This window comes from Streptomyces sp. NPDC005393, assembly GCF_040606675.1.
Classification (GTDB): Bacteria; Actinomycetota; Actinomycetes; order Streptomycetales; family Streptomycetaceae; genus Streptomyces.
Window position 1 is genome coordinate 48,473 of the sequence record NZ_JBEXFG010000013.1, and the last position, 23,459, is coordinate 71,931.

The 23,459-nt window shown below is 67.2% G+C and carries 19 protein-coding genes and 3 tRNA genes; 2 read left to right on the top strand and 20 right to left on the bottom strand.

Annotated elements, in window-relative coordinates; all coding sequences use genetic code 11:
- Positions 1–156: 156 nt before the first annotated feature.
- From tuf to ABZS71_RS14205, 14 genes are all read right to left on the bottom strand, one after another.
- The gene (gene tuf / locus ABZS71_RS14140; protein WP_355843341.1) at positions 157–1,350 is read right to left on the bottom strand and encodes an elongation factor Tu; all 1,194 of its coding nucleotides are present in this window, start codon (positions 1,348–1,350) and stop codon (positions 157–159) included.
- Positions 1,351–1,575: 225 nt separating this feature from the next.
- Positions 1,576–3,696 (bottom strand): elongation factor G, encoded by a 2,121-nt coding sequence (gene fusA / locus ABZS71_RS14145; protein WP_355843344.1) that lies wholly within the window; start codon positions 3,694–3,696, stop codon positions 1,576–1,578.
- A 38-nt stretch (positions 3,697–3,734) separates the two neighbouring features.
- Positions 3,735–4,205, bottom strand: a complete 471-nt coding sequence (rpsG, locus tag ABZS71_RS14150; protein ID WP_355843347.1) for a 30S ribosomal protein S7 — start codon at positions 4,203–4,205, stop codon at positions 3,735–3,737.
- Positions 4,206–4,207: 2 nt separating this feature from the next.
- Positions 4,208–4,579 (bottom strand): 30S ribosomal protein S12, encoded by a 372-nt coding sequence (gene rpsL, locus ABZS71_RS14155; RefSeq protein ID WP_014054153.1) that lies wholly within the window; start codon positions 4,577–4,579, stop codon positions 4,208–4,210.
- Positions 4,580–4,910: 331 nt separating this feature from the next.
- Entirely contained in the window at positions 4,911–8,810 is a 3,900-nt protein-coding gene (locus ABZS71_RS14160; RefSeq protein WP_355843351.1) for a DNA-directed RNA polymerase subunit beta', read from the bottom strand.
- A gap of 99 nt (positions 8,811–8,909) precedes the next feature.
- The gene (gene rpoB / locus ABZS71_RS14165) at positions 8,910–12,392 is read right to left on the bottom strand and encodes a DNA-directed RNA polymerase subunit beta (RefSeq protein WP_355843354.1); all 3,483 of its coding nucleotides are present in this window, start codon (positions 12,390–12,392) and stop codon (positions 8,910–8,912) included.
- A 587-nt stretch (positions 12,393–12,979) separates the two neighbouring features.
- Complete coding sequence (gene rplL, locus ABZS71_RS14170; protein WP_356209997.1) at positions 12,980–13,369, bottom strand: 50S ribosomal protein L7/L12; 390 nt, start codon at positions 13,367–13,369, stop codon at positions 12,980–12,982.
- A 78-nt stretch (positions 13,370–13,447) separates the two neighbouring features.
- Positions 13,448–14,011 carry a 50S ribosomal protein L10 gene (gene rplJ, locus ABZS71_RS14175; protein ID WP_355843357.1) on the bottom strand — a complete coding sequence of 188 codons (564 nt, stop codon included), beginning with the start codon at positions 14,009–14,011 and terminating at the stop codon, positions 13,448–13,450.
- Between the two features lie 276 nt (positions 14,012–14,287).
- The gene (locus ABZS71_RS14180) at positions 14,288–15,145 is read right to left on the bottom strand and encodes a hypothetical protein (protein WP_355843360.1); all 858 of its coding nucleotides are present in this window, start codon (positions 15,143–15,145) and stop codon (positions 14,288–14,290) included.
- Positions 15,146–15,292: 147 nt separating this feature from the next.
- Positions 15,293–16,012: a 50S ribosomal protein L1 gene (gene rplA / locus ABZS71_RS14185; protein WP_355843363.1), complete on the bottom strand. Its 720-nt coding sequence runs from the start codon at positions 16,010–16,012 to the stop codon at positions 15,293–15,295.
- A gap of 77 nt (positions 16,013–16,089) precedes the next feature.
- Positions 16,090–16,524 carry a 50S ribosomal protein L11 gene (gene rplK / locus ABZS71_RS14190; RefSeq protein WP_004941595.1) on the bottom strand — a complete coding sequence of 145 codons (435 nt, stop codon included), beginning with the start codon at positions 16,522–16,524 and terminating at the stop codon, positions 16,090–16,092.
- Between the two features lie 166 nt (positions 16,525–16,690).
- Positions 16,691–17,545 carry a transcription termination/antitermination protein NusG gene (nusG, locus tag ABZS71_RS14195; RefSeq protein WP_355843367.1) on the bottom strand — a complete coding sequence of 285 codons (855 nt, stop codon included), beginning with the start codon at positions 17,543–17,545 and terminating at the stop codon, positions 16,691–16,693.
- Positions 17,546–17,626: 81 nt separating this feature from the next.
- On the bottom strand, positions 17,627–17,917 hold the full coding sequence (secE, locus tag ABZS71_RS14200; RefSeq protein ID WP_355843370.1) for a preprotein translocase subunit SecE: 291 nt from the start codon (positions 17,915–17,917) through the stop codon (positions 17,627–17,629).
- Between the two features lie 108 nt (positions 17,918–18,025).
- A tRNA-Trp gene (locus tag ABZS71_RS14205) sits at positions 18,026–18,098 on the bottom strand.
- Between the two features lie 181 nt (positions 18,099–18,279).
- Here ABZS71_RS14205 and ABZS71_RS14210 point away from each other — a divergent pair.
- Both ABZS71_RS14210 and ABZS71_RS14215 read left to right on the top strand, forming a co-directional pair.
- The gene (locus ABZS71_RS14210; protein ID WP_356209896.1) at positions 18,280–19,518 is read left to right on the top strand and encodes a pyridoxal phosphate-dependent aminotransferase; all 1,239 of its coding nucleotides are present in this window, start codon (positions 18,280–18,282) and stop codon (positions 19,516–19,518) included.
- Between the two features lie 126 nt (positions 19,519–19,644).
- Positions 19,645–20,688 (top strand): adenosine deaminase, encoded by a 1,044-nt coding sequence (locus ABZS71_RS14215; protein ID WP_356209899.1) that lies wholly within the window; start codon positions 19,645–19,647, stop codon positions 20,686–20,688.
- Between the two features lie 45 nt (positions 20,689–20,733).
- On the opposite strand, the gene ABZS71_RS14220 is transcribed toward ABZS71_RS14215, so the two are convergent.
- The 6 genes from ABZS71_RS14220 to ABZS71_RS14245 all read right to left on the bottom strand — a co-directional run bounded on the left by ABZS71_RS14220 (position 20,734) and on the right by ABZS71_RS14245 (position 23,374).
- Positions 20,734–21,855: a UDP-N-acetylmuramate dehydrogenase gene (locus tag ABZS71_RS14220; protein ID WP_356209999.1), complete on the bottom strand. Its 1,122-nt coding sequence runs from the start codon at positions 21,853–21,855 to the stop codon at positions 20,734–20,736.
- A 52-nt stretch (positions 21,856–21,907) separates the two neighbouring features.
- On the bottom strand, positions 21,908–22,342 hold the full coding sequence (locus tag ABZS71_RS14225) for a MaoC family dehydratase (RefSeq protein ID WP_355843379.1): 435 nt from the start codon (positions 22,340–22,342) through the stop codon (positions 21,908–21,910).
- Positions 22,339–22,839, bottom strand: coding sequence for a MaoC family dehydratase N-terminal domain-containing protein (locus ABZS71_RS14230; RefSeq protein ID WP_355843382.1), 501 nt, complete (start codon positions 22,837–22,839; stop codon positions 22,339–22,341). The genes ABZS71_RS14225 and ABZS71_RS14230 overlap by 4 nt, the downstream gene beginning before the upstream one ends.
- An 84-nt stretch (positions 22,840–22,923) precedes the next feature.
- Positions 22,924–23,088 carry a 50S ribosomal protein L33 gene (rpmG, locus tag ABZS71_RS14235; RefSeq protein WP_355843385.1) on the bottom strand — a complete coding sequence of 55 codons (165 nt, stop codon included), beginning with the start codon at positions 23,086–23,088 and terminating at the stop codon, positions 22,924–22,926.
- Between the two features lie 84 nt (positions 23,089–23,172).
- Positions 23,173–23,245, bottom strand: a tRNA-Met gene (locus tag ABZS71_RS14240).
- Positions 23,246–23,301: 56 nt separating this feature from the next.
- Positions 23,302–23,374: transfer RNA gene (locus ABZS71_RS14245), tRNA-Thr, on the bottom strand.
- Positions 23,375–23,459 lie beyond the last annotated feature (85 nt).

The window sequence follows — 23,459 nt, forward strand, 5'->3', positions numbered from 1 at the left end:
ACCGGAAGCCACGCATCGCGGACGGAGACGGCACGCCGGGGCGGCCGGCGCGGGGATGTGGTGCGGCACAACGAAGCGGGCCCGCACATCGTTCGATGTGCGGGCCCGCTCGATGCCGATGACCCTGCCTCAGCGGCAGGAAGCATCAGCTGTGGGTCACTTGAGAACCTTGGTGACCTGTCCGGCGCCGACGGTACGGCCACCCTCACGGATGGTGAACCGCAGGCCCTCCTCCATGGCGACCGGCTGAATCAGGTTGACGGTCATCTCGGTGTTGTCGCCCGGCATGACCATCTCGGTGCCCTCGGGGAGGGTCACAACGCCCGTCACGTCCGTGGTACGGAAGTAGAACTGCGGACGGTAGTTGTTGAAGAACGGCGTGTGGCGGCCACCCTCGTCCTTGGACAGGATGTAAGCCTGGGCCTCGAACTCCGTGTGCGGGGTGACGGTGCCCGGCTTGATGATGACCTGGCCGCGCTCGACGTCCTCGCGCTTGATGCCGCGGAGCAGCAGACCGACGTTCTCACCGGCCTGGCCCTCGTCGAGCAGCTTGCGGAACATCTCGATGCCGGTGACGGTGGTCGAGGTCTTCTCCGGCTTGATGCCGATGATGTCAACGTTCTCGTTGAGCTTCAGCACACCACGCTCGATACGGCCGGTGACGACCGTACCGCGACCGGTGATGGTGAAGACGTCCTCGATCGGCATCAGGAACGGCTTGTCGATGTCACGCGCAGGCTGCGGGATCGACTCGTCCACGGCGTCCATCAGGTCCTGGACGGACTTGACCCACTCGGGGTCACCCTCGAGCGCCTTCAGCGCGGAGACACGCACGATCGGCGCGTCGTCGCCCGGGAACTCGTAGTCCGAGAGCAGCTCACGGACCTCGAGCTCGACGAGCTCCAGGATCTCCTCGTCGTCCACCATGTCGGCCTTGTTCAGGGCGACGACGATGTACGGCACGTTGGACTGGCGAGCCAGGAGGACGTGCTCCTTGGTCTGCGGCATCGGGCCGTCGGTGGCGGCGACCACGAGGATGGCGCCGTCCATCTGGGCAGCACCAGTGATCATGTTCTTGATGTAGTCCGCGTGACCCGGGCAGTCGACGTGGGCGTAGTGACGGGAGTCCGTCTGGTACTCCACGTGCGCAATGGAGATGGTAATGCCGCGCTGCCGCTCCTCCGGCGCCTTGTCGATCTCATCGAAAGGCGTGAAGGGGTTCAGGTCCGGGAGCTTGTCGTGCAGCACCTTGGTGATCGCCGCGGTAAGAGTGGTCTTACCGTGGTCGACGTGACCGATGGTGCCGATGTTGACGTGCGGCTTAGTCCGCTCGAACTTCGCCTTCGCCACTGGGGTCCTCCTGTGGAGTGGTTCTGTACGCATCCGCACTTTGCGGATGGGTTCAGGTGTCTTACCGAACCGGCCAGGACCCCGAGGGGGATGCCCTTCGCCGTATTCGTATGGGGGGCCGGCGTCCGGGCCCCGTCACAGACCGCCCTTTCGAGCGCTCTGTGACGGAATGCCCCGATGCCTTTTGCTCAAGCCTAAACGGTGAGGAATGCGGATGAACCCGCGTTACTCACCCTTGGCCTTCGCGATGATCTCCTCGGCCACGTTCTTGGGAACCTCGGCGTAGGAGTCGAACTGCATGGAGTAGCTGGCACGGCCAGAGGTCTTGCTGCGCAGGTCGCCCACGTAGCCGAACATCTCCGACAGCGGAACCAGGCCGGTGACCAGCTTGGCGCCGCTCCGGTCCTCCATGGACTGGATCTGACCGCGACGGGAGTTGATGTCGCCGATCACATCGCCCATGTAGTCCTCGGGCGTGGTGACCTCGACCTTCATCATCGGCTCCAGCAGGGCCGGGCTGGCCTTGCGGGCGGCCTCCTTGAAGGCCATCGAGCCGGCGATCTTGAAGGCCATCTCGGACGAGTCGACCTCGTGGTAGCCACCGTCGATCAGGGTGACCTTGACGCCGGTCAGCGGGTAGCCCGCGAGCACGCCGAACTCCATGGCCTCCTGGCAGCCCGCGTCCACGGACGGGATGTACTCCCGCGGGATACGGCCACCGGTGACCTTGTTCTCGAACTCGTAGCCATCGCCCTCGAGCGGCTCCAGCGCGATCTGCACCTTGGCGAACTGGCCGGAACCACCAGTCTGCTTCTTGTGCGTGTAGTCAAGGCGCTCGACCGGCTTGCGCAGCGTCTCGCGGTAGGCCACCTGCGGCTTACCGACGTTGGCCTCGACCTTGAACTCGCGGCGCATCCGGTCGACCAGCACATCGAGGTGCAGCTCGCCCATGCCGGAGATGATCGTCTGGCCGGTCTCCTCATCGGTCTTGACGCGGAAGGACGGGTCCTCCTCGGCAAGCCGCTGGATCGCGACGGCCAGCTTCTCCTGGTCGCCCTTGGACTTCGGCTCGATGGCCACCTCGATGACCGGGGCCGGGAAGTCCATGGACTCCAGGATCACCGGGTTCGACGCGTCGGAGAGGGTCTCACCGGTGGTGGTCTGCTTCAGACCCATGACGGCGACGATGTCGCCGGCACCCACCGAGTCGATCTCCTCACGCTTGTTCGCGTGCATCCGGTAGATCTTGCCGATGCGCTCCTTCTTGCCCTTCACGGAGTTCAGCACCTGGGTGCCGGCTTCCATGCGGCCGGAGTACACACGGATGAAGGTGAGCTTGCCGAGGTGCGGGTCGCTCGCGATCTTGAACGCCAGGGCCGAGAGGGGCTCCTCCACGGACGGAAGGCGCTTGATGACCTCATCGGGGTCCTTGACCGAGTGGCCCTCGATCGCCTCGATGTCGATCGGCGACGGCAGGTAGCGGACCACGGCGTCGAGCAGGGGCTGCACGCCCTTGTTCTTGAACGCGGTGCCACAGAACACCGGGGTGACGGTGGTGCCGCCGCCCTTGCCGGAGGCGATGGTGATACGGCGGATCGCCGCGTACAGCTGCTCCTCGGTGGGCTCCTGGCCCTCCAGGTACAGCTCCATCATCTCTTCGTCGTTCTCGGCGACGGCCTCGAGCAGCTTGCCGCGCCACTCGTCGGCGGCCTCGGTGTGGGTGTCCGGGATGTCGACGGTGTCGTACATCTCGCCCTTGGTCGCCTCGGCGGACCAGACCAGCGCCTTCATGGTGACGAGGTCGACGACACCCTTGAAGTCGGCCTCGGTGCCGATCGGCAGCTGCATGACCAGCGGCACCGCGCCCAGGCGGTCCGTGATCATGTCGACGCAGCGGTGGAACTCCGCACCGGTGCGGTCGAGCTTGTTGACGAAGCAGATACGCGGAACGCCGTAGCGGTCCGCCTGACGCCACACCGTCTCGGACTGCGGCTCCACACCGGCGACGCCATCGAACACCGTCACGGCACCGTCGAGCACGCGCAGCGAGCGCTCCACCTCGACGGTGAAGTCGACGTGGCCCGGGGTGTCGATGATGTTGATGGTGTGATCGACGTTCTCAAGCGGCCAGTGACAAGTCGTCGCGGCCGACGTGATCGTGATGCCGCGCTCCTGCTCCTGCTCCATCCAGTCCATGGTGGCAGCGCCGTCGTGGACTTCACCGATCTTGTAGCTCACGCCGGTGTAGAACAGGATTCGCTCGGTGGTGGTCGTCTTGCCCGCGTCGATGTGGGCCATGATCCCGATGTTGCGGACCTTGGCCAGGTCAAGTGAAGTGGTGGCCATATGGCTCAGTCTTCTCTCGGTTCTCGATGGGGTAGCGACTACCAGCGGTAGTGCGCGAAGGCCTTGTTGGACTCGGCCATCTTGTGGGTGTCCTCACGTCGCTTGACCGCGGCGCCCAGACCATTGCTGGCGTCCAGCAGCTCGTTCATCAGCCGCTCGGTCATGGTCTTCTCACGACGCGCGCGCGAGTAGCCCACGAGCCAGCGCAGCGCGAGGGTGGAGGAACGGCCGGGGCGGACCTCGACCGGCACCTGGTAGGTGGCGCCACCGACACGGCGGGAGCGGACCTCGAGGGTCGGCTTCACGTTCTCCAGCGCGCGCTTGAGGGTGATGACCGGGTCATTGCCGGACTTCTCGCGCAGGCCCTCCATGGCGCCGTAGACGATGCGCTCGGCGGTGGAGCGCTTGCCGTTCAGCAGCACCTTGTTGATGAGGGAGGTCACCAGAGGAGAGTTGTAGACCGGGTCGATGATGACCGGGCGCTTCGGGGCGGGGCCCTTACGAGGCATTCTTACTTCTCCTTCTTGGCGCCGTAGCGGCTGCGAGCCTGCTTGCGGTTCTTGACGCCCTGCGTGTCGAGCGAGCCGCGGATGATCTTGTAGCGAACACCCGGCAGGTCCTTCACACGACCGCCGCGCACGAGCACGATCGAGTGCTCCTGCAGGTTGTGCCCCTCGCCCGGGACATAGGCGGTGACCTCGATCCCACTGCTCAGCCGGACACGCGCGACCTTACGGAGCGCCGAGTTCGGCTTCTTCGGCGTCGTGGTGAACACGCGGGTGCATGTGCCACGTCGCTGCGGCGACCCCGCCAGTGCGGGGGTCTTGTTCTTCTCGACCTTGTCCTGGCGGCCCTTGCGGACCAGCTGCTGGATCGTAGGCACCGTTTCTCCGGTTTCTGTGTGCCAGTCTCGATAAAGCTAACCTGGGGTTTCTCCGACCCACGCGGTCGGGTGTGTCGCGCACCGCAGCCCCCTGCGAATGTCAGGAGAGTGCAGATTGTCGGTGTCGACACCTCGGTCCCCCACGCGGACGCATGCACGCACGGGAGCCCAGGGACACCCCAGGCACAAGGTCAGAGCGTACCTATCGCATCGGCTCCGGTCAAAACAAATGCACACGCGCTGGACACACCAACCCGGAGCATAGCCGCAGGGCGGCCACCCCGCCATGGGGTGACCGCCCTGCGAACAGAACCAGCCGTCGGATCCGGCCTTACTGGTTGTACGGACCGTAGTCGTAGTCCTCCAGCGGAACCGCCTGGCCGGAGGCCGTGCCGAAGGGCGAGTAGTCGATGTCGTCGTAACCGACGGCCGAGTACATCGCGGCCTTCGCCTCCTCGGTCGGCTCGACCCGGATGTTGCGGTAGCGGGACAGACCCGTACCGGCCGGGATGAGCTTACCGATGATCACGTTCTCCTTGAGGCCGATCAGGGAGTCCGACTTGGCGTTGATCGCCGCGTCGGTGAGCACCCGGGTCGTCTCCTGGAAGGACGCCGCCGACAGCCAGGACTCGGTCGCCAGCGAGGCCTTGGTGATACCCATCAGCTGCGGACGGCCGGAGGCCGGGTGGCCGCCTTCCTGGACCACACGACGGTTCTCACCCTCGAAGCGCGAGCGCTCCACGAGCTCGCCCGGCAGCAGCTCCGCGTCGCCGGACTCGATGATCGTCACCCGGCGCAGCATCTGCCGGATGATGATCTCGATGTGCTTGTCGTGGATCGACACACCCTGCGAGTTGTAGACCTTCTGGACCTCGCCGACCAGGTGCACCTGGACGGCGCGCTGGCCGAGGATGCGCAGCACGTCGTGCGGGTTGATGGCACCCACGGTCAGCGGCTGGCCGACCTCGACGTGGTCACCCTCGCCCACCAGCAGACGGGCTCGCTTCGAGACGCCGTAGGCGGTCTCCTCGGAGCCGTCGTCCGGAGTGACGACGATCTTCTTGGTCTTCTCGGTCTCCTCGATCCGGACGCGGCCGGCCGCCTCCGAGATCGGCGCGACGCCCTTGGGCGTACGGGCCTCGAAGAGCTCGACGACACGCGGCAGACCCTGGGTGATGTCGTCACCGGCCACACCACCGGTGTGGAAGGTACGCATCGTCAGCTGGGTGCCGGGCTCACCGATGGACTGGGCGGCGATGATGCCGACCGCCTCGCCGATGTCCACCAGCTTGCCGGTCGCCAGCGAGCGGCCGTAGCAGAAGGCACAGGTGCCGACCGCGGACTCGCAGGTGAGGACGGAACGGGTCTTGACCGTCTCCACACCGTGCCGGACGAGCTGGTCGATGAGGACATCGCCCAGGTCGACATTGGCGGGCGCGATGACCTTGCCGTCGATGACGACGTCCTCGGCCAGCATCCGGGCGTACACGCTGGTCTCGACGTCTTCCGTCTTGCGCAGCACGCCGTCGGCGCCCCGGGTCGCGATCACCAGCTTGAGGCCGCGCTCGGTGCCGCAGTCCTCCTCGCGGATGATCACGTCCTGCGAGACGTCCACCAGACGACGGGTCAGGTAACCCGAGTCGGCGGTACGCAGGGCGGTGTCCGCGAGACCCTTACGGGCACCGTGGGTGGAGATGAAGTACTCCAGCACGGACAGACCCTCACGGAACGACGCCTTAATGGGCCGCGGGATGGTCTCGTTCTTCGCGTTGGACACCAGACCACGCATACCGGCGATCTGACGCATCTGCATCATGTTTCCGCGCGCGCCCGAGTCGACCATCATGAAGATCGGGTTGGTCTTCGGGAAGTTCGCGTTCATCGCCTCGGCGACCTCGTTGGTCGCCTTGGTCCAGATCGCGATGAGCTCCTGGGTGCGCTCGTCCTTGGTGATCAGGCCGCGCTCGTACTGCTTCTGGACCTTCTCGTCCTGCGCCTCGTAGCCCTCGACGATGGCCTTCTTGGCCTCGGGGACGACGATGTCGGAGATCGCGACGGTGACACCGGAACGGGTGGCCCAGTGGAAACCGGCCGCCTTCAGGTTGTCCAGGGTCGCCGCGACGATGACCTTCGGGTAGCGCTCGGCGAGGTCGTTGACGATCTCGGAGAGCTGCTTCTTGCCCACCGAGTAGTCGACGAACGGGTAGTCCTCGGGCAGCAGCTCATTGAAGAGCGCACGGCCCAGGGTGGTCCGCAGCCGGAAGCTGTCGCCCTCCTGCCAGGCCGGCTCGCCCTCCTCGGGGAGCGGCGGGGTCCAGCCGCGCGGCGGGACGGTGCCGATCGGGAAGCGGATGTCGATCTTCGCCTGGAGCGAGAGCTCCCGGGCGTCGAACGCCATGATCGCCTCGGCGGTCGAGCCGAAGGACCGGCCCTCGCCGATGACCTTGCGCTGCTCCTCGTCGGTGGTGAGGAAGAACAGACCCAGCACCATGTCCTGGGTCGGCATGGTCACCGGACGGCCGTCGGCGGGCTTGAGGATGTTGTTCGAGGACAGCATCAGGATGCGGGCCTCGGCCTGCGCCTCCGCGGACAGCGGCAGGTGCACGGCCATCTGGTCACCGTCGAAGTCCGCGTTGAACGCGGTGCAGACGAGCGGGTGAATCTGAATGGCCTTGCCCTCGACCAGCTGCGGCTCGAACGCCTGGATACCGAGGCGGTGCAGGGTCGGCGCACGGTTCAGCAGCACCGGGTGCTCGGCGATGACCTCTTCGAGCACGTCGTACACGACCGTGCGGCCGCGCTCGACCATGCGCTTGGCCGACTTGATGTTCTGCGCGTGGTTCAGGTCCACCAGGCGCTTCATCACGAACGGCTTGAAGAGCTCCAGCGCCATGGCCTTGGGCAGACCGCACTGGTGCAGCTTGAGCTGCGGGCCGACGACGATGACCGAACGGGCCGAGTAGTCGACACGCTTACCGAGCAGGTTCTGACGGAACCGGCCCTGCTTGCCCTTCAGCATGTCGCTGAGGGACTTCAGCGGACGGTTACCGGGACCGGTCACCGGGCGACCGCGGCGGCCGTTGTCGAACAGCGCGTCGACGGCCTCCTGCAGCATCCGCTTCTCGTTGTTCACGATGATCTCGGGGGCACCGAGGTCAAGGAGACGCTTGAGGCGGTTGTTCCGGTTGATCACACGGCGGTACAGGTCGTTCAGGTCGGAGGTCGCGAAGCGGCCACCGTCCAGCTGCACCATCGGACGCAGGTCCGGCGGGATCACCGGGACGCAGTCCAGCACCATGCCGTTGGGACTGTTGCGGGTCTGCAGGAAGGCGGAGACGACCTTGAGGCGCTTGAGCGCACGGGTCTTCTTCTGGCCCTTGCCGGTCCGGATGATCTCGCGGAGCTTCTCGGCCTCCTCGTCGAGGTCGAAGGACTCCAGGCGCTTCTGCAGCGCGGCCGCGCCCATGCCGCCCATGAAGTACGTGCCGAAGCGGTCACGCAGCTCGCGGTAGAGCAGCTCGTCGCCCTCCAGGTCCTGGACCTTGAGGTTCTTGAAGCGGTTCCACACCTCGTCGAGACGGTCGATCTCGCGCTGCGCACGGTCGCGCAGCTGCTTCATCTCGCGCTCGGCGCCCTCGCGCACCTTGCGGCGCACATCGGCCTTGGCACCCTCGGCCTCCAGCTCGGCGAGGTCCGCCTCGAGCTTCTTGGCGCGGGCCTCCAGGTCGGCGTCGCGGCGCTGCTCGATCTGCTGGCGCTCGACGGAGACATGGGCCTCCAGCGAGGGCAGATCGCGCGTACGGCGCTCCTCGTCCACCCACGTGATCATGTAGGCGGCGAAGTAGATGACCTTCTCAAGGTCCTTCGGGGCGAGGTCGAGCAGGTAGCCCAACCGGGACGGGACGCCCTTGAAGTACCAGATGTGGGTGACGGGAGCGGCCAGCTCAATGTGGCCCATCCGCTCACGGCGCACCTTGGCGCGGGTGACCTCGACGCCACAGCGCTCACAGATGATGCCCTTGAAGCGGACGCGCTTGTACTTGCCGCAGTAGCACTCCCAGTCCCGGGTCGGACCGAAGATCTTCTCGCAGAAGAGTCCGTCCTTTTCGGGCTTGAGGGTGCGGTAGTTGATGGTCTCCGGCTTCTTGACCTCACCGTGGGACCACTGACGGATGTCGTCAGCGGTGGCGAGGCCGATCCGCAGCTCGTCGAAGAAGTTGACGTCGAGCACTTGTCGTCAATCCCTCTTTCAGGGTCGTGTCTTCGGGTCTGACTGGGGGTCCGGGGAGAGGCCGGGGCGGCTGCGTACGTACCGCCCCGGCCAGACCCGTCAGACCTCTTCGACGCTGCTCGGCTCGCGCCGGGACAGGTCGATACCGAGCTCCTCCGCAGCGCGGAAGACGTCCTCGTCGGTGTCGCGCATCTCGATGGACATGCCGTCCGAGGACAGCACCTCCACGTTGAGGCACAGGGACTGCATCTCCTTGATGAGCACCTTGAAGGACTCGGGGATGCCGGGCTCGGGGATGTTCTCGCCCTTGACGATGGCCTCGTAGACCTTCACGCGGCCGGTCACGTCGTCGGACTTGATGGTCAGCAGCTCCTGGAGGGCGTACGCGGCGCCGTAAGCCTCCAGCGCCCACACCTCCATCTCACCGAAGCGCTGGCCACCGAACTGAGCCTTACCACCCAGCGGCTGCTGGGTGATCATCGAGTACGGACCGGTGGAGCGGGCGTGCAGCTTGTCGTCCACCAGGTGGTGCAGCTTGAGGATGTACATGTAGCCGACCGAGATCGGCTCCGGGAACGGCTCGCCGGAGCGGCCGTCGAAGAGCCGGGCCTTGCCGGACGGCTGGACCAGGCGGTTGCCGTCGCGGTTCGGGATCGTCGACTCGAAGAGACCGGCGATCTCGTCCTCACGGGCGCCGTCGAAGACCGGGGTCGCGACGTTGGTGCCGGGCTGGACCTCGTCCGCGCCGATCGCCTTCAGCCGCTGCATCCAGTCCTCGGAGCCCTCGACCTTCCAGCCTCGGGAGGCCAGCCAGCCGAGGTGGATCTCCAGGACCTGTCCCGGGTTCATTCGGGACGGGACACCCAGCGGGTTGAGGATGATGTCGACCGGGGTGCCGTCCTCCAGGAACGGCATGTCCTCGACCGGCAGGATCTTGGAGATGACACCCTTGTTGCCGTGACGGCCGGCGAGCTTGTCACCGTCGGTGATCTTGCGCTTCTGCGCCACGTAGACGCGGACCAGCTGGTTCACGCCGGGCGGCAGCTCGTCGCCCTCCTCGCGGTCGAAGACGCGCACGCCGATGACCTTGCCGATCTCGCCGTGCGGCACCTTCAGCGAGGTGTCACGGACCTCACGGGCCTTCTCACCGAAGATCGCGCGCAGCAGCCGCTCCTCCGGGGTCAGCTCGGTCTCACCCTTCGGGGTGACCTTGCCGACCAGGATGTCTCCGGCCACGACCTCGGCGCCGATGCGGATGATGCCGCGCTCGTCGAGGTCGGCCAGGACCTCCTCGGACACGTTCGGGATGTCCCGGGTGATCTCCTCGGGGCCGAGCTTGGTGTCACGGGCGTCGACCTCGTGCTCCTCGATGTGGATCGAGGAGAGGACGTCGTCCTGCACCAGACGCTGGCTGAGGATGATCGCGTCCTCGTAGTTGTGGCCTTCCCACGGCATGAACGCCACGAGCAGGTTCTTGCCGAGCGCCATCTCGCCGTCCTCGGTGGACGGGCCGTCGGCCAGCACCTGGCCGGTGATGACGCGGGCGCCCTCGTCCACGACCACCTTCTGGTTGAAGGAGGTGCCCTGGTTGGAGCGGGAGAACTTGGCGACGCGGTAGGTGGTGTACGTGCCGTCGTCGTTGGCCACCGTGACGTAGTCGGCGGAGACCTCCTGGACGACACCGTCCTTCTCGGCCTTGATGACATCGCCGGCGTCGACCGCGCAGCGGTACTCCATGCCGGTGCCGACCAGCGGGGACTCCGCCTTGATCAGCGGCACGGCCTGGCGCATCATGTTCGAGCCCATGAGCGCGCGGTTGGCGTCGTCGTGCTCGAGGAAGGGGATCATGGCGGTCGCGACCGACACCATCTGGCGCGGCGAGACGTCCATGTAGTCGACCTCGGAGCCCGGGACGTAGTCGACCTCACCGCCGCGGCGGCGGACCAGCACGCGGGACTCGGCGTAGGTGTTGTCCTCGGCCAGCGGCGCGTTCGCCTGGGCGATGACGAAGCGGTCCTCCTCATCGGCGGTGAGGAAGTCCACCTGGTCGGTCACGACACCCTCGACGACCTTGCGGTACGGGGTCTCGACGAAGCCGAACGCGTTGACCCGGCCGTAGGAGGCGAGCGAGCCGATCAGACCGATGTTCGGGCCTTCCGGCGTCTCGATCGGGCACATCCGGCCGTAGTGCGAGGGGTGCACGTCACGGACCTCGAAGCCGGCCCGCTCACGGCTCAGACCACCCGGGCCCAGCGCCGACAGACGGCGCTTGTGGGTCAGGCCCGACAGCGGGTTGGTCTGGTCCATGAACTGGGACAGCTGGCTGGTGCCGAAGAACTCCTTGATGGAGGCGACGACCGGCCGGATGTTGATCAGGGTCTGCGGCGTGATCGCCTCGACGTCCTGGGTGGTCATCCGCTCGCGGACGACGCGCTCCATACGGGCCAGACCGGTACGGACCTGGTTCTGGATGAGCTCGCCGACGTTCCGCAGACGACGGTTGCCGAAGTGGTCGATGTCATCGGTCTCGACGACGATCGTGGAACCGTTCTCCCCGGTCGTCTCGGTCTCGCCCGCGTGCAGCTTGACCAGGTACTTGATGGTCGCGATGACATCGTCGGTGGTCAGCACGCCGGCGTCGAGCGGCTGGTCGGCGCCGAGCTTCTTGTTGACCTTGTAGCGGCCGACCTTGGCCAGGTCGTAGCGCTTCGGGTTGAAGTAAAGGTTCTCCAGCAGCGTCTGCGCGGCCTCACGGGTCGGCGGCTCGCCCGGACGCAGCTTGCGGTAGATGTCGAGCAGCGCGTCGTCCTGGCCCTGGGTGTGGTCCTTCTCCAGGGTGGCGCGCATGGACTCGTACTCGCCGAACTCCTCGAGGATCTGCTCGGTGGTCCAGCCGAGCGCCTTGAGCAGGACGGTGACGGACTGCTTACGCTTACGGTCGATACGGACACCGACCATGTCGCGCTTGTCGATCTCCATCTCCAGCCAGGCACCCCGGGACGGGATGATCTTGGCCGAGAAGATGTCCTTGTCGGACGTCTTGTCGATGGAGGAGTCGAAGTAGACACCGGGGGAACGGACCAGCTGCGACACGACGACACGCTCGGTGCCGTTGATGCAGAAGGTGCCCTTCGGGGTCATGAGTGGGAAATCACCCATGAAGACCGTCTGGGACTTGATCTCACCGGTCTCGTTGTTGGTGAACTCGGCCGTGACGAAGAGCGGCGCGGCGTAGGTGAAGTCGCGCTCCTTGCATTCGTCGATCGAGTTCTTCGGCGGCTCGAAGCGGTGATCACGGAAGGTCAGGGACATCGACCCGGAGAAGTCCTCGATCGGAGAGATCTCCTCGAAGATCTCCTCCAGACCGGACTTGGTGGGGACGTCCTGACCGCTGTCCAGCGCAGCCTCGACGCGAGCCTTCCAGGCGGCATTGCCGAGCAGCCAATCGAAGCTCTCGGTCTGCAGCGCAAGGAGGTTCGGAACCTCGAGAGGCTCCTTGATCTTCGCAAAGGAGATGCGCAGCGGGGCGGTGCTGGCGCCGTTGTTCGTATGTGCAGTCGAGGCGTTGCGCGAGGCGGCCAAGAGGGGGTCCTTCCGAGGGCTCGGACTCACTACGCGCGTACCGGTCCCATCTTGAGCCCATGGATGAAATCCCTGGTCAGGGCGGTTCCATCGGCAGTGCTCGAAGGTGGGCATGCCCCTGGTGACGGGCAGGGAGCAGCTAACAGGCAGCGCAAAGGGTCAGTGTAGCCACTTGGCACACTGATGTCCAGCGCCGAGTTCCTGAGACCGGCAGAGCCAATCTCTCCCTCCGGTGAGAGGCCTCGCCCCTCGTTGTCTTCCACCCGCCTTGTTCGGCAGCCCTGCGCTCGAAGCGCATATCCATACTGCCCGCTTCGCCGACGATCCATGCCTCGGACTTACGGATCGGTGTGACGTCGCGTCCTGAGAATTGCGCGCTGCGTGCCGTTCGTCAAGGCCCCCCACTCCGGCGAGATCGTCACAGGGCGTGGCGACGGGCAACGAAGATCACCATACCTGCCGGAACCCGAAAGACGGCGGAGCCGTCACAGGAACACCGAAGGGCGACCACCCCAACGGGTGATCGCCCTCGCGGAGCCCGGCCTCACCGTTTCGCACCTACCGGCGCGTGGCGGCGGGCCGACAGGTCACTTGACCTCGACGGAGGCGCCGGCGCCCTTGAGGGACTCGGCGGCCTTGTCGGCCTGCTCCTTGTTGACCTTCTCCAGGACCGGCTTCGGGGTGCCGTCGACGAGGTCCTTGGCCTCCTTCAGACCCAGCGAGGTCAGCTCACGCACGACCTTGATGACCTGGATCTTCTTGTCGCCGGTGCCGGTGAGGATGACGTCGAACTCGTCCTGCTCCTCGGGGGCCTCGGCGGCAGCACCGGGGGCACCCGGGGCGGCGACGACGGCGGCCGGGGCGGCGGCGGTGACGTCGAACTTCTCCTCGAAGGCCTTCACGAACTCGGAGAGCTCGATGAGGGTGAGGGTCTCGAACTGCTCGAGCAGCTCTTCCTGGCTGAGCTTCGCCATGATGGCGGTCCTTCCACTAAGTCGGCAGGTGCCGGATGTACATGTCGGCGGGCTTCCGGGCCCGCTGCGACCGGGGCCGAATTACTCGGCGGCCGCGGTCTCGGCGGGAGCCTGGGTGTCGGCACCGCCCTGCTCGGCCTGCTTCTGCCGGAGCGCCTCCGCGGTGCGGATGAACTTCGACAGCGGGGCCTGGAAGAGCGCGGCAGCCTGAGACTGCTTGGCCTTCATCGCACCCGCCAGCTTGGCGAGCAGCACCTCACGGGACTCGAGGTCCGCGAGCTTCTTGATCTCGTCGGCGGACATCGCCTTACCGTCAAGGACACCGCCCTTGATGACGAGAGCGGGGTTCTCCTTGGCGAAGTCACGGAGACCCTTCGCCGCCTCGACCGGGTCACCGGTCACGAAGGCGACGGCCGACGAACCCGCGAACAGGTCGTCGAGCTGGTTGATCCCGGCCTCGTTGGCCGCGATCTTGGTCAGCGTGTTCTTCACCACACGGTACTGAGCGTTCTCACCGAGCGAACGGCGCAGCTCCTTGAGCTGCGCGACGGTGAGACCGGTGTACGCGGTCACAACGGCGGCGTTGGAAGTGCGGAACTTCTCCCGCATTTCCTCGACGGCTGCGACCTTGTCAGGACTCGCCATGAGCCTCGGCCTCCTTCCGGGTGATGAGGACCGCTTCGGCCTGAAGGAAGGAGGCTGAACAACACGAAAACGCCCCGGCGCAGGCGCTCGGGGCGTGACTCGACCGATCGGGCTCACGGCCCGCTCGGGAGTTACAACCACAGTCACCTACGCAGGTCGTCCGCAGCTAGCGGATCCTTCAGCCACCGCGCCCCCTTGCGGAGACACAGCGACAACCAGCGGTCTTTGGCTTCTGTAGGAGACTACGCGAACGGGCCGCGACCAGGCAAATCCGCTCTACTGCTGGGGCACCATGTCCTGGAAGTCCGTGGTGTCCGAGGACGACGGCTCCTGGACCGAGACCGTGGTGCCGTAGTCCGAGTAGAAGACCGTCGAGTCATAGGCGCCGTTGTTGCTCTGGGCCTGCTCACGCTTCTTGACCAGCAGGTTCTTACCGTCGATCCACAGGTCGATGGTCTCGGTGTCCATACCGGACGTCTCCAGCTGCTTCTGCAGGGCGTCCAGATCCGACTGGCTCAGGTCCTTGGACTGCATCTTGGCGATCTCGGAGACCTTGACCGTGCCGGTGTAGTGGGTGGCCTTGACGCCCTTGACGTCCTCCGAGCCGACGCTCTTGACCTTGCCCGTGGCGAGCAGCAGCTGCACCGAGCGCGACGGGTTGTTGTTCTGCATCTGGTCCTTGAGGAACGCGCCCGACGGGCCCGCCTGCTTGGCCAGCGCGTCGTAGTCGTACTTGATCCAGTGCTTGCCGCCGCCCGCCTGCGCGGCGAACGCGTCGCCCATGTTCATGAACATCGCGTCGGGGGTGTACCGGGCCTGCAGGGGCATGCCCTCGACCGGCGAGGACGCGACGGCCCCGCCCTTCTGCGTGATGGTCATGTTGGCCCGGATGCCGTCGGCCCAGTCCATCGCACCGGACATCTCGGAGTTCGACTGGCCCATCTGCGTGGTGCCCTCGACCTTGGCCGAGTGCTGGGCGTCCGTACGCTCCGAGGCGAGCTTCAGCGCGGCCAGCGGGGACCCCAGCGACTGGCCCGCCTTGTCGCCGGCCTTGTCGTCACCGGACTTCTCGCTCCCGCACGCGGTGAGCCCGACCATCAGGACGACGCCACCGGCTGCTATCGCGCATCGCATACCAAGCTGAGTACCGCGCACGGCTCCCCCTTTTTAACTCTCTTTTATGTCTGCCGAGACTCTAGCGGAGGGGGCCGACAGCGCAACGCGCCGGGCCCCGCACCTCATAGGAGATGCGGGGCCCGGCGGCTACGGTTCCAGTCCGGCTCAGACGGCCTCGTCCTCGACCAGCAGATTGCGGGTGCGGTTGGCGTCCAGCGGGATGCCGGGGCCCATCGTGGTGGTCAGGACCGCCTTCTTGATGTAGCGGCCCTTCGCGGCGGACGGCTTGAGACGGTTGATCTCCTCGAGCGCCGCGGCGTAGTTCTCCACCAGCTGCGCCTCTTCGAACGACACCTTGCCGATGATGAAGTGCAGGTTGGCGTGCTTGTCGACGCGGAACTCGATCTTGCCGCCCTTGATCTCCGTGACGGCCTTGGCGACGTCCGGAGTGACGGTGCCGGTCTTCGGGTTCGGCATCAGACCACGCGGACCGAGCACCCGGCCCAGACGGCCGACCTTGCCCATGAGGTCCGGGGTGGCGACGACGGCGTCGAAGTCCAGACGGCCCTTGGACACCTCGTCGATGAGCTCGTCGGAGCCGACGATGTCGGCGCCGGCGGCCTCCGCGGCCGCAGCACGGTCACCGGTCGCGAAGACCAGGACCCGGGCGGTCTTACCGGTGCCGTGCGGCAGGTTCACGGTGCCGCGGACCATCTGGTCGGCCTTGCGCGGGTCGACGCCCAGGCGCATGGCGACCTCGACGGTCGCGTCGAACTTGCTCGTGGAGGTGTCCTTCGCCAGACGGACGGCCTCGAGCGGGGCGTAGGCACGCTCCCGGTCGATCTTGGCGTCCGCAGCGCGGAGGGTCTTGCTGCGCTTGCTCACTGCTGCTCCTGATGGTTGTGGAGTTCGTGGTCCGGGCCGGCGCGTGGCCCTCCCACGGTGGTGCTACGAGGGGAGTGTCAGCCCTCGACCGTGATGCCCATGGAGCGGGCGGTGCCGGCGATGATCTTCTCGGCGGCGTCCAGGTCGTTGGCGTTCAGGTCGGGCATCTTGGTGGTGGCGATGTCGCGGACCTGGTCGCGGGTGATCTTGGCGACCTTGGTCTTGTGCGGCTCGCCGGAGCCCTTGTCCACGCCCGCGGCCTTGAGGATCAGCTTGGCGGCCGGCGGGGTCTTGGTGACGAAGGTGAAGGAGCGGTCCTCGTAGACCGTGATCTCCACCGGCACGACCATGCCGCGCTGCGACTCGGTCGCGGCGTTGTAGGCCTTGCAGAACTCCATGATGTTGACGCCGTGCTGACCCAGCGCGGGGCCGACCGGCGGGGCCGGGTTCGCGGCGCCGGCCTGGATCTGGAGCTTGATCAGCCCCGTGACCTTCTTCTTCTTGGGAGGCATGCTCTCTCCGGGTCCTTGTGAGAGGTAGATCGCCTCCGAACCGGATCATCCGGATGGAGGCATACCGCACAACGATAACGGGTATAGCCGTGCGCCTTAAAACCGAGCAGGTCAGACCGGCCGCAAGAGCCTGTCTGACCTGTTCGGAAGCGTTTGTACGACGGTGTCAGTTCTTCTGGATCTGGTCGAAGCTCAGCTCGACCGGAGTCTCGCGGCCGAAGATCTCGACCAGGCCCTTGACCTTCTTCGAGTCGGCGTTGATCTCGTTGATCGTCGCCTGGAGCGTCGCGAACGGGCCGTCGGTGACCGTGACCGAGTCGCCCACCTCGAAGTCCAGCACCTGGACCTCGACCTTGCGGCTCGGCGCCGGCAGGCCGCCCTCCTCGGCGGCGGCCTTGGCGGCCTTCTCCTCGGCCTCGGGGGCGAGCATCTTGACGATCTCGTCCAGGGTCAGCGGGTACGGGTCGTACGCGTTGCCCACGAAGCCGGTGACGCCGGGGGTGTTGCGGACGACGCCCCACGACTCGTTCGTCAGGTCCATGCGCACCAGCACATAGCCGGGGAGCTTGTTCTGGCGGACGGTGCGGCGGTCGCCGTTCTTGATCTGGACGACCTCTTCCTGCGGCACCTCGGCCTGGAAGATGTAGTCCTCGACGTTCAGCGAGACGGCGCGCTGCTCCAGGTTGGTCTTCACTCGGTTCTCGTAGCCCGCGTACGTGTGGATCACGTACCACTCACCGGGGAGGGTGCGCAGCTCCTCACGCAGGGCCTCGACCGGGTCGACCGCGGCCTCGACGGCCTCTTCGGTCTCCTCGGCCTCTTCTTCGGCACCGGCCTCATGGGCCTCGACGGCCTCCGCCGCAGCCTCGTCCTCGACGTGGACCGCGGCCTGCTCGGCGGGCTCGCCCACCGCGGCGTCGGCTGCTTCAGCCTGGTCGGAATCCGCCGCCTCGACGATGTCGAGCTCGTCCTCACGGGACTCGACGGGCTCGGCGGCATCGTTCAGGTTCGGGTCAGACACGGTGGCTGCTTCTTCCTGGCTTCAAGGGGTGGAACGTGCGAAGAGGCGACGCCGGGACAGCGGCCGCCCTTTCGCGGGGTCTCAGCCAAAGACGTACTTGATGGCGTTGTTAAACCCATAGTCAATCACGGTCACGATGCCGATCATGATCAGCACGAAGACGATCACCACACTGGTGTACGTCGACAGTTGACTGCGGGTGGGCCAGACGACCTTGCGCAGCTCAGCGACGATCTGTCGGTAGAAAAGCGCGAGTCGGCCGAAGGGCCCCTTCTTCGCGCGCTTGCCACCACGGCGGCCCCTCTTGGTCGCCACCTCGTCCTCAGGACGACCGCTCTCAGGCGTCGCGGTGGAGCCCAGGGCTTCCGTCACTCATCCTCACCTGAATCCGGGTCGTGGCCGTGCCGCGTCCGGCCCGGCCGCACAGCGGTGCTTGTCCTTGCGTACGCCAGCACGCACCCTGAACCTCAGTGCGTGTAGCAGGGCCGGAGGGACTTGAACCCCCAACCGCTGGTTTTGGAGACCAGTGCTCTACCAATTGAGCTACGACCCTTCGCGGCACCCCCAACCTACCGCATCCACCCGGCTGCACGGAGTGTGCAAGGCGGAACGGCTGCTGAGCGGCCAACGACGCATGAGTGTACGTGCTTGTCGGCCGGGCGTCGAACGAGAAGCGCCCGAAGCGTCCGTAAACCCGCCTGCCGCCCCTTTCCCCGGTCTGCGACGATGCAGATATGACCGCTGCTACTCACCCAGTACATTCCCCGACCGACCGGCGGGTGTCGGCCCGCATCGGCACGATCTCCGAGTCCGCCACCCTCGCCGTCGACGCGAAGGCCAAGGCCCTCAAGGCCGCCGGCCGCCCGGTGATCGGCTTCGGCGCCGGTGAGCCGGACTTCCCCACCCCCGACTACATCGTCGAGGCGGCGGTGGCCGCGTGCCGCGACCCCAAGTACCACCGCTACACCCCGGCCGGCGGGCTGCCCGAGCTCAAGGCCGCGATCGCCGCGAAGACCCTGCGCGACAGCGGCTACGAGGTCGAGTCGGCCCAGGTCCTGGTGACCAACGGCGGCAAGCAGGCGATCTACGAGGCGTTCGCCGCGATCCTGGACCCGGGCGACGAGGTCATCGTCCCCGCGCCGTACTGGACCACCTACCCGGAGTCGATCCGGCTGGCCGGCGGCGTCCCGGTGGATGTCGTGGCCGACGAGACGACCGGCTACCGCGTCTCCGTGGAGCAGCTGGAGGCGGCCCGCACCGAGCACACCAAGGTGCTGCTCTTCGTCTCCCCGTCCAACCCCACCGGGGCGGTCTACTCCCGGGCGCAGATCGAGGAGATCGGGGGCTGGGCGGCCGAGCACGGGCTGTGGGTGCTCACCGACGAGATCTACGAGCACCTGGTCTACGGCGACGCGGAGTTCCACTCGCTGCCGGTGGTGGTGCCCGAGCTGCGTGACAAGTGCATCGTGGTCAACGGTGTCGCCAAGACGTACGCGATGACCGGCTGGCGGGTGGGCTGGGCCATCGGCCCCAAGGACGTGGTGAAGGCCGCGACCAACCTGCAGTCGCACGCCACCTCGAATGTGAGCAATGTCGCTCAGGCCGCCGCGATCGCCGCCGTCTCCGGCGACCTCGACGCCGTCGCCACGATGCGCGAGGCGTTCGACCGCCGGCGCCGCACGATCGTGCGCATGCTGAACGAGATCGACGGCGTGGAGTGCCCGGAGCCGGAGGGCGCGTTCTACGTGTACCCCTCGGCGAAGGGGCTGCTCGGCAAGGAGATCCGCGGCAAGCGGCCGCGGAACACCGTCGAGCTGGCCGAACTGATCCTGGAGGAGGCCGAGGTCGCGGTGGTGCCGGGTGAGGCCTTCGGCACGCCGGGCTATCTGCGCCTGTCGTACGCGCTGGGCGACGAGGACCTCGTCGAGGGCGTCTCGCGGCTCCAGAAGCTGCTGGGCGAGGCGCGCGACTGACGCGTCGCCCGGATTCCGGAACGAGCGGGTGCGGGGCCCTTCGGGGCCCCGCACGCGTTTTCGGGGAACCCTCCGGTTCGGCGAAAGTGGCTTCCGGGGAGCAGGCCGATACGGCAGGATCTTGGGATGGAGAGCGTTCGTGCCCGCGGCGAAGCCGCTGATCGAGACCTGCGGCAACTGCCCAAAGCCCATCTGCACCTGCACTTCACCGGGTCCATGCGCCCCAGCACCCTCCTTGAGCTCGCCGACAAGTACGGCGTCCACCTGCCGGAGGCACTGAGCGGCGGCGAACCTCCGAAACTCCGCGCGACCGACGAGCGCGGCTGGTTCCGCTTCCAGCGGCTGTACGACATGGCGCGGTCCTGTCTGCGGGAGGCCGACGACATCCGGCGGCTGGTGCGCGAGGCCGCCGAGGAGGATGTGCGCGACGGCGCCAGGTGGCTGGAGATCCAGGTCGACCCCACCTCGTACGCCCCCCGGCTCGGCGGGCTGATCCCGGCACTGGAGATCATCCTGGACGCGGTCGAGACCACCTCCCGGGACACCGGCCTCGGAATGCGGGTGCTCGTCGCCGCCAACCGGATGAAGCACCCGCTGGAGGCGCGCACCCTGGCCCGGCTCGCCGTGCGCTACGCCGACCACGGCGTCGTCGGCTTCGGCCTCTCCAACGACGAGCGGCGCGGCTTCGCCCGTGACTTCGACCGCGCCTTCGCCATCGCCCGGGACGGCGGTCTGCTGGCGGCGCCGCACGGCGGTGAGCTCTCGGGCCCGGCCAGCGTGCGCGACTGCCTGGACGACCTCGGCGCGGCGCGGGTCGGCCACGGGGTGCGCGCGGCCGAGGACCCACGGCTGCTCGCCCGGCTCGCCGACCGCGGGGTGACCTGCGAGGTGTGCCCGTCGTCCAACGTGGCGCTCGGGGTCTACGAGAAGCCGGAGGACGTACCGCTGCGGACGCTGTACGACGCGGGGGTCCCGATGGCGCTGGGCGCCGACGACCCGCTGCTCTTCGGGTCGCGGCTGGTGGCGCAGTACGCGCTGGCGCGCGAGCGCCACGGCTTCACGGACGCCGAGCTGGCCGAGCTGGCCCGGCAGTCGGTGCGGGCGTCGGCCGCGCCGGAGGAGGTCCGGCGGCGGCTGCTGGACGACATCGACGGGTGGCTGGCGGGGTGAACTACACACTCGCACGTGACGGTGTGCCCCCACGTGACGGTGTGCTCAGAGGCTGACGCCGACCGTCACCGGCTCGTTGACCAGCGTCACCCCGAACGCCTCCTCGACCCCTGCCACCACCTCGCGGGCGAGCGCCAGCAGATCCTCGGTCGTGGCCTCGCCCCGGTTGGTGAGCGCGAGCGTGTGCTTGCTGGAGATGCGGGCCGGACCGGTGCCGTAGCCCTTGGGGAAGCCCGCCTTGTCGATCAGCCAGGCGGCGGAGGTCTTGATGCGCCCCTCCCCCGCCGGGAAGGCGGGCGGCGCGGTGTCCGGCCCGAGGCGCTCGGCGACCCGGGCGAGGAAGGCGGCGTACGCGTCCTGCGTCAGCACCGGGTTGGTGAAGAAGGACCCCGCGGACCAGGTGTCGTGGTCCTCGGGGTCGAGCACCATGCCCTTGCCCGCGCGCAAGCCCAGGACGGTCCGGCGGGCGATGGCGGCGGGCACCCGGTTCCCGACCTCGACACCGAGCACCCGGGCGGTCTCGGCGTACCGGACCGGTGAGGACATCCCGCCCGCGTCCTCCAGCTCGAAGCGGACCCGCAGCACGACATGGCGGTCCGGGTCGGCCTTGAAGCGGCTGTGGCGGTAGGAGAAGGCGCAGTCTGCGTTCGGGATCGTGACGACGGCGTCGGCGCGGCGGTCGTAGGCGACCACCTCGGTGATCGTGGCGGCGACCTCCTGGCCGTACGCGCCGACGTTCTGTATCGGGGTCGCGCCGGCGGATCCGGGGATGCCGGCCAGGCATTCGACTCCGGCGAGCCCCGCCTCGACCGTACGGGCCACGGCGGCCGACCAGTTCTCGCCCGCGGCGAGCTCCAGGCGGCTGCCGTCGAGAGTGAAGCCGCTGGTCGCGATGTGCAGGGCGGTGCCGTCGAAGCCCTTGTCGGCGATGACCAGATTGCTGCCGCCGCCGATCACCAGCAGCGGGGTGCCGGTCGCGTCGGCCTCCTGGACGGCGGCGACCACCTCGTCGTCGGTGGTGGCCGTGATCAGCCGGGTCGCCGGTCCGCCGAGGCGGAACGTGGTGAGCGGGGCCAGGGGGGCGTCGTGGAGTTCCTGCACGCGCTCAAGAGTACGGGTGCGCCCCCGGGGCTCTTCGGGGCGGCCTTGGGGCGGCCTTGGGGGCAGCCGGCCCCCGGCGCGGGTCCGGGGGTCGGCGGCACGCGTCGTACGACGGGGCTCAGGCGAGCCGGACCACGGCGCGGGCCCTGCCCAGCACCTTCTGGCCGGCGCTCGTCGCCGTGATGTCGAGGCGCACCGTACGGGCCTCGTCGTCCAGCTTGGCGGTGATCTTGGCGCCGATCTCGATGACCGCGCCCTTGTCGTCGTTCGGGACGACGACCGGCCTGGTGAAGCGGACGCCGTACTCGACGAGGGCCCCGGGGTCGCCGGTCCAGTCGGTCAGCACGCGGGCCGCCTCGGCCATGGTGTACGCGCCGTGCGCGATGACGTCGGGGAGGCCGACCTCCCTGGCGAACTTCTCGTTCCAGTGGATCGGGTTGAAGTCGCCCGACGCACCCGCGTACCGCACGAGATCGGCGCGGTTCACCCGGAACTCCCGCAGCGGTACCTCGGTGCCGACTTCCACGTCGTCGTAACTGACCTTGGCCGTCATCCGCTCTCCTCCGCCTGTGCCGGCACCTCGTGCGCCGCGCCCTCGTCCGCCTTGGCGGCGCGGGCGACCAGCGTCGTGAACGACGTCACCACATGATCGCCCGCTTCGTCATGCACATCGCCGCGGACGGACAGGATGTCGTTGCCGGCCAGCGACTTGATCGAGTCGATGGTCGAGGTGACCCTGAGCTGGTCGCCCGCGCGCACCGGCCGGGTGTACTCGAACCGCTGATCGCCGTGGACCACCCGGCTGTAGTCGAGCCCCAGCTGGGGGTCCTCGACGACCTGCTTGCCGGTCGCCTTGAAGGTGATCGAGAAGACGAAGGTCGGCGGGGCGATGACATCCGGGTGGCCGAGCGCGCGCGCCGCCTCGGGGTCGGTGTAGACCGGATTGGGGTCGCCGATCGCCTCGGCGAATTCGCGGATCTTCTCCCGGCCGACCTCATACGGGGCGGTGGGCGGGTAGGTCCGCCCCACGAACGACTGGTCGAGCGCCATCGCCTCGCACCTCCTGCGATTGAATTACCAACGAAACGAGGCCGCCCCCCGCGAGTGGGGGCGGCCTCGAATCAAAGTTTATTGCTATCGCGTCTCGCGGTGCGCGGTGTGCGCGTTGCAACGCGGGCAGTACTTCTTGATCTCAAGACGATCCGGGTCATTGCGCCGGTTCTTCTTGGTGATGTAGTTCCGCTCCTTGCACTCCACGCAGGCCAGCGTGATCTTCGGGCGGACGTCTGTGGCAGCCACGTGAGTGCTCCTTGACGAACGGATGGGGTTAACGCAGAAAGAGTAGCCGATCGAAGGACAGACCCCACAATCGGCTACTGTCAGTAGCGGTGACCGGACTTGAACCGGTGACACAGCGATTATGAGCCGCTTGCTCTACCGACTGAGCTACACCGCTGCGATGCGAGTGGCCTCCCGCCCGACTGTAGTCGAACGGGAAACCTCACACATCAGAGCCCCAATACGGAATCGAACCGTAGACCTTCTCCTTACCATGGAGACGCTCTGCCGACTGAGCTATTGGGGCGAGCGATGAAGACATTACACGGTCGGCCGCCGAAGGTGAAATCCGTATCGGCGCACCGTCACCGTCTGCTCAGGCACCACACCGG

Bases quoted from the DNA above. Each gene is read 5' to 3' on its own strand.
- fusA (WP_355843344.1), bottom strand. From the start codon at position 3,696: ATGGCCACCACTTCACTTGACCTGGCCAAGGTCCGCAACATCGGGATC.
- rpsG (WP_355843347.1), bottom strand. From the start codon at position 4,205: ATGCCTCGTAAGGGCCCCGCCCCGAAGCGCCCGGTCATCATCGACCCG.
- rplJ (WP_355843357.1), bottom strand. From the start codon at position 14,011: ATGGCGAGTCCTGACAAGGTCGCAGCCGTCGAGGAAATGCGGGAGAAG.
- ABZS71_RS14180 (WP_355843360.1), bottom strand. From the start codon at position 15,145: ATGCGATGCGCGATAGCAGCCGGTGGCGTCGTCCTGATGGTCGGGCTC.
- rplK (WP_004941595.1), bottom strand. From the start codon at position 16,524: ATGCCTCCCAAGAAGAAGAAGGTCACGGGGCTGATCAAGCTCCAGATC.
- ABZS71_RS14210 (WP_356209896.1), top strand. From the start codon at position 18,280: ATGACCGCTGCTACTCACCCAGTACATTCCCCGACCGACCGGCGGGTG.
- ABZS71_RS14215 (WP_356209899.1), top strand. From the start codon at position 19,645: ATGGAGAGCGTTCGTGCCCGCGGCGAAGCCGCTGATCGAGACCTGCGG.
- ABZS71_RS14225 (WP_355843379.1), bottom strand. From the start codon at position 22,342: ATGACGGCCAAGGTCAGTTACGACGACGTGGAAGTCGGCACCGAGGTA.
- ABZS71_RS14230 (WP_355843382.1), bottom strand. From the start codon at position 22,839: ATGGCGCTCGACCAGTCGTTCGTGGGGCGGACCTACCCGCCCACCGCC.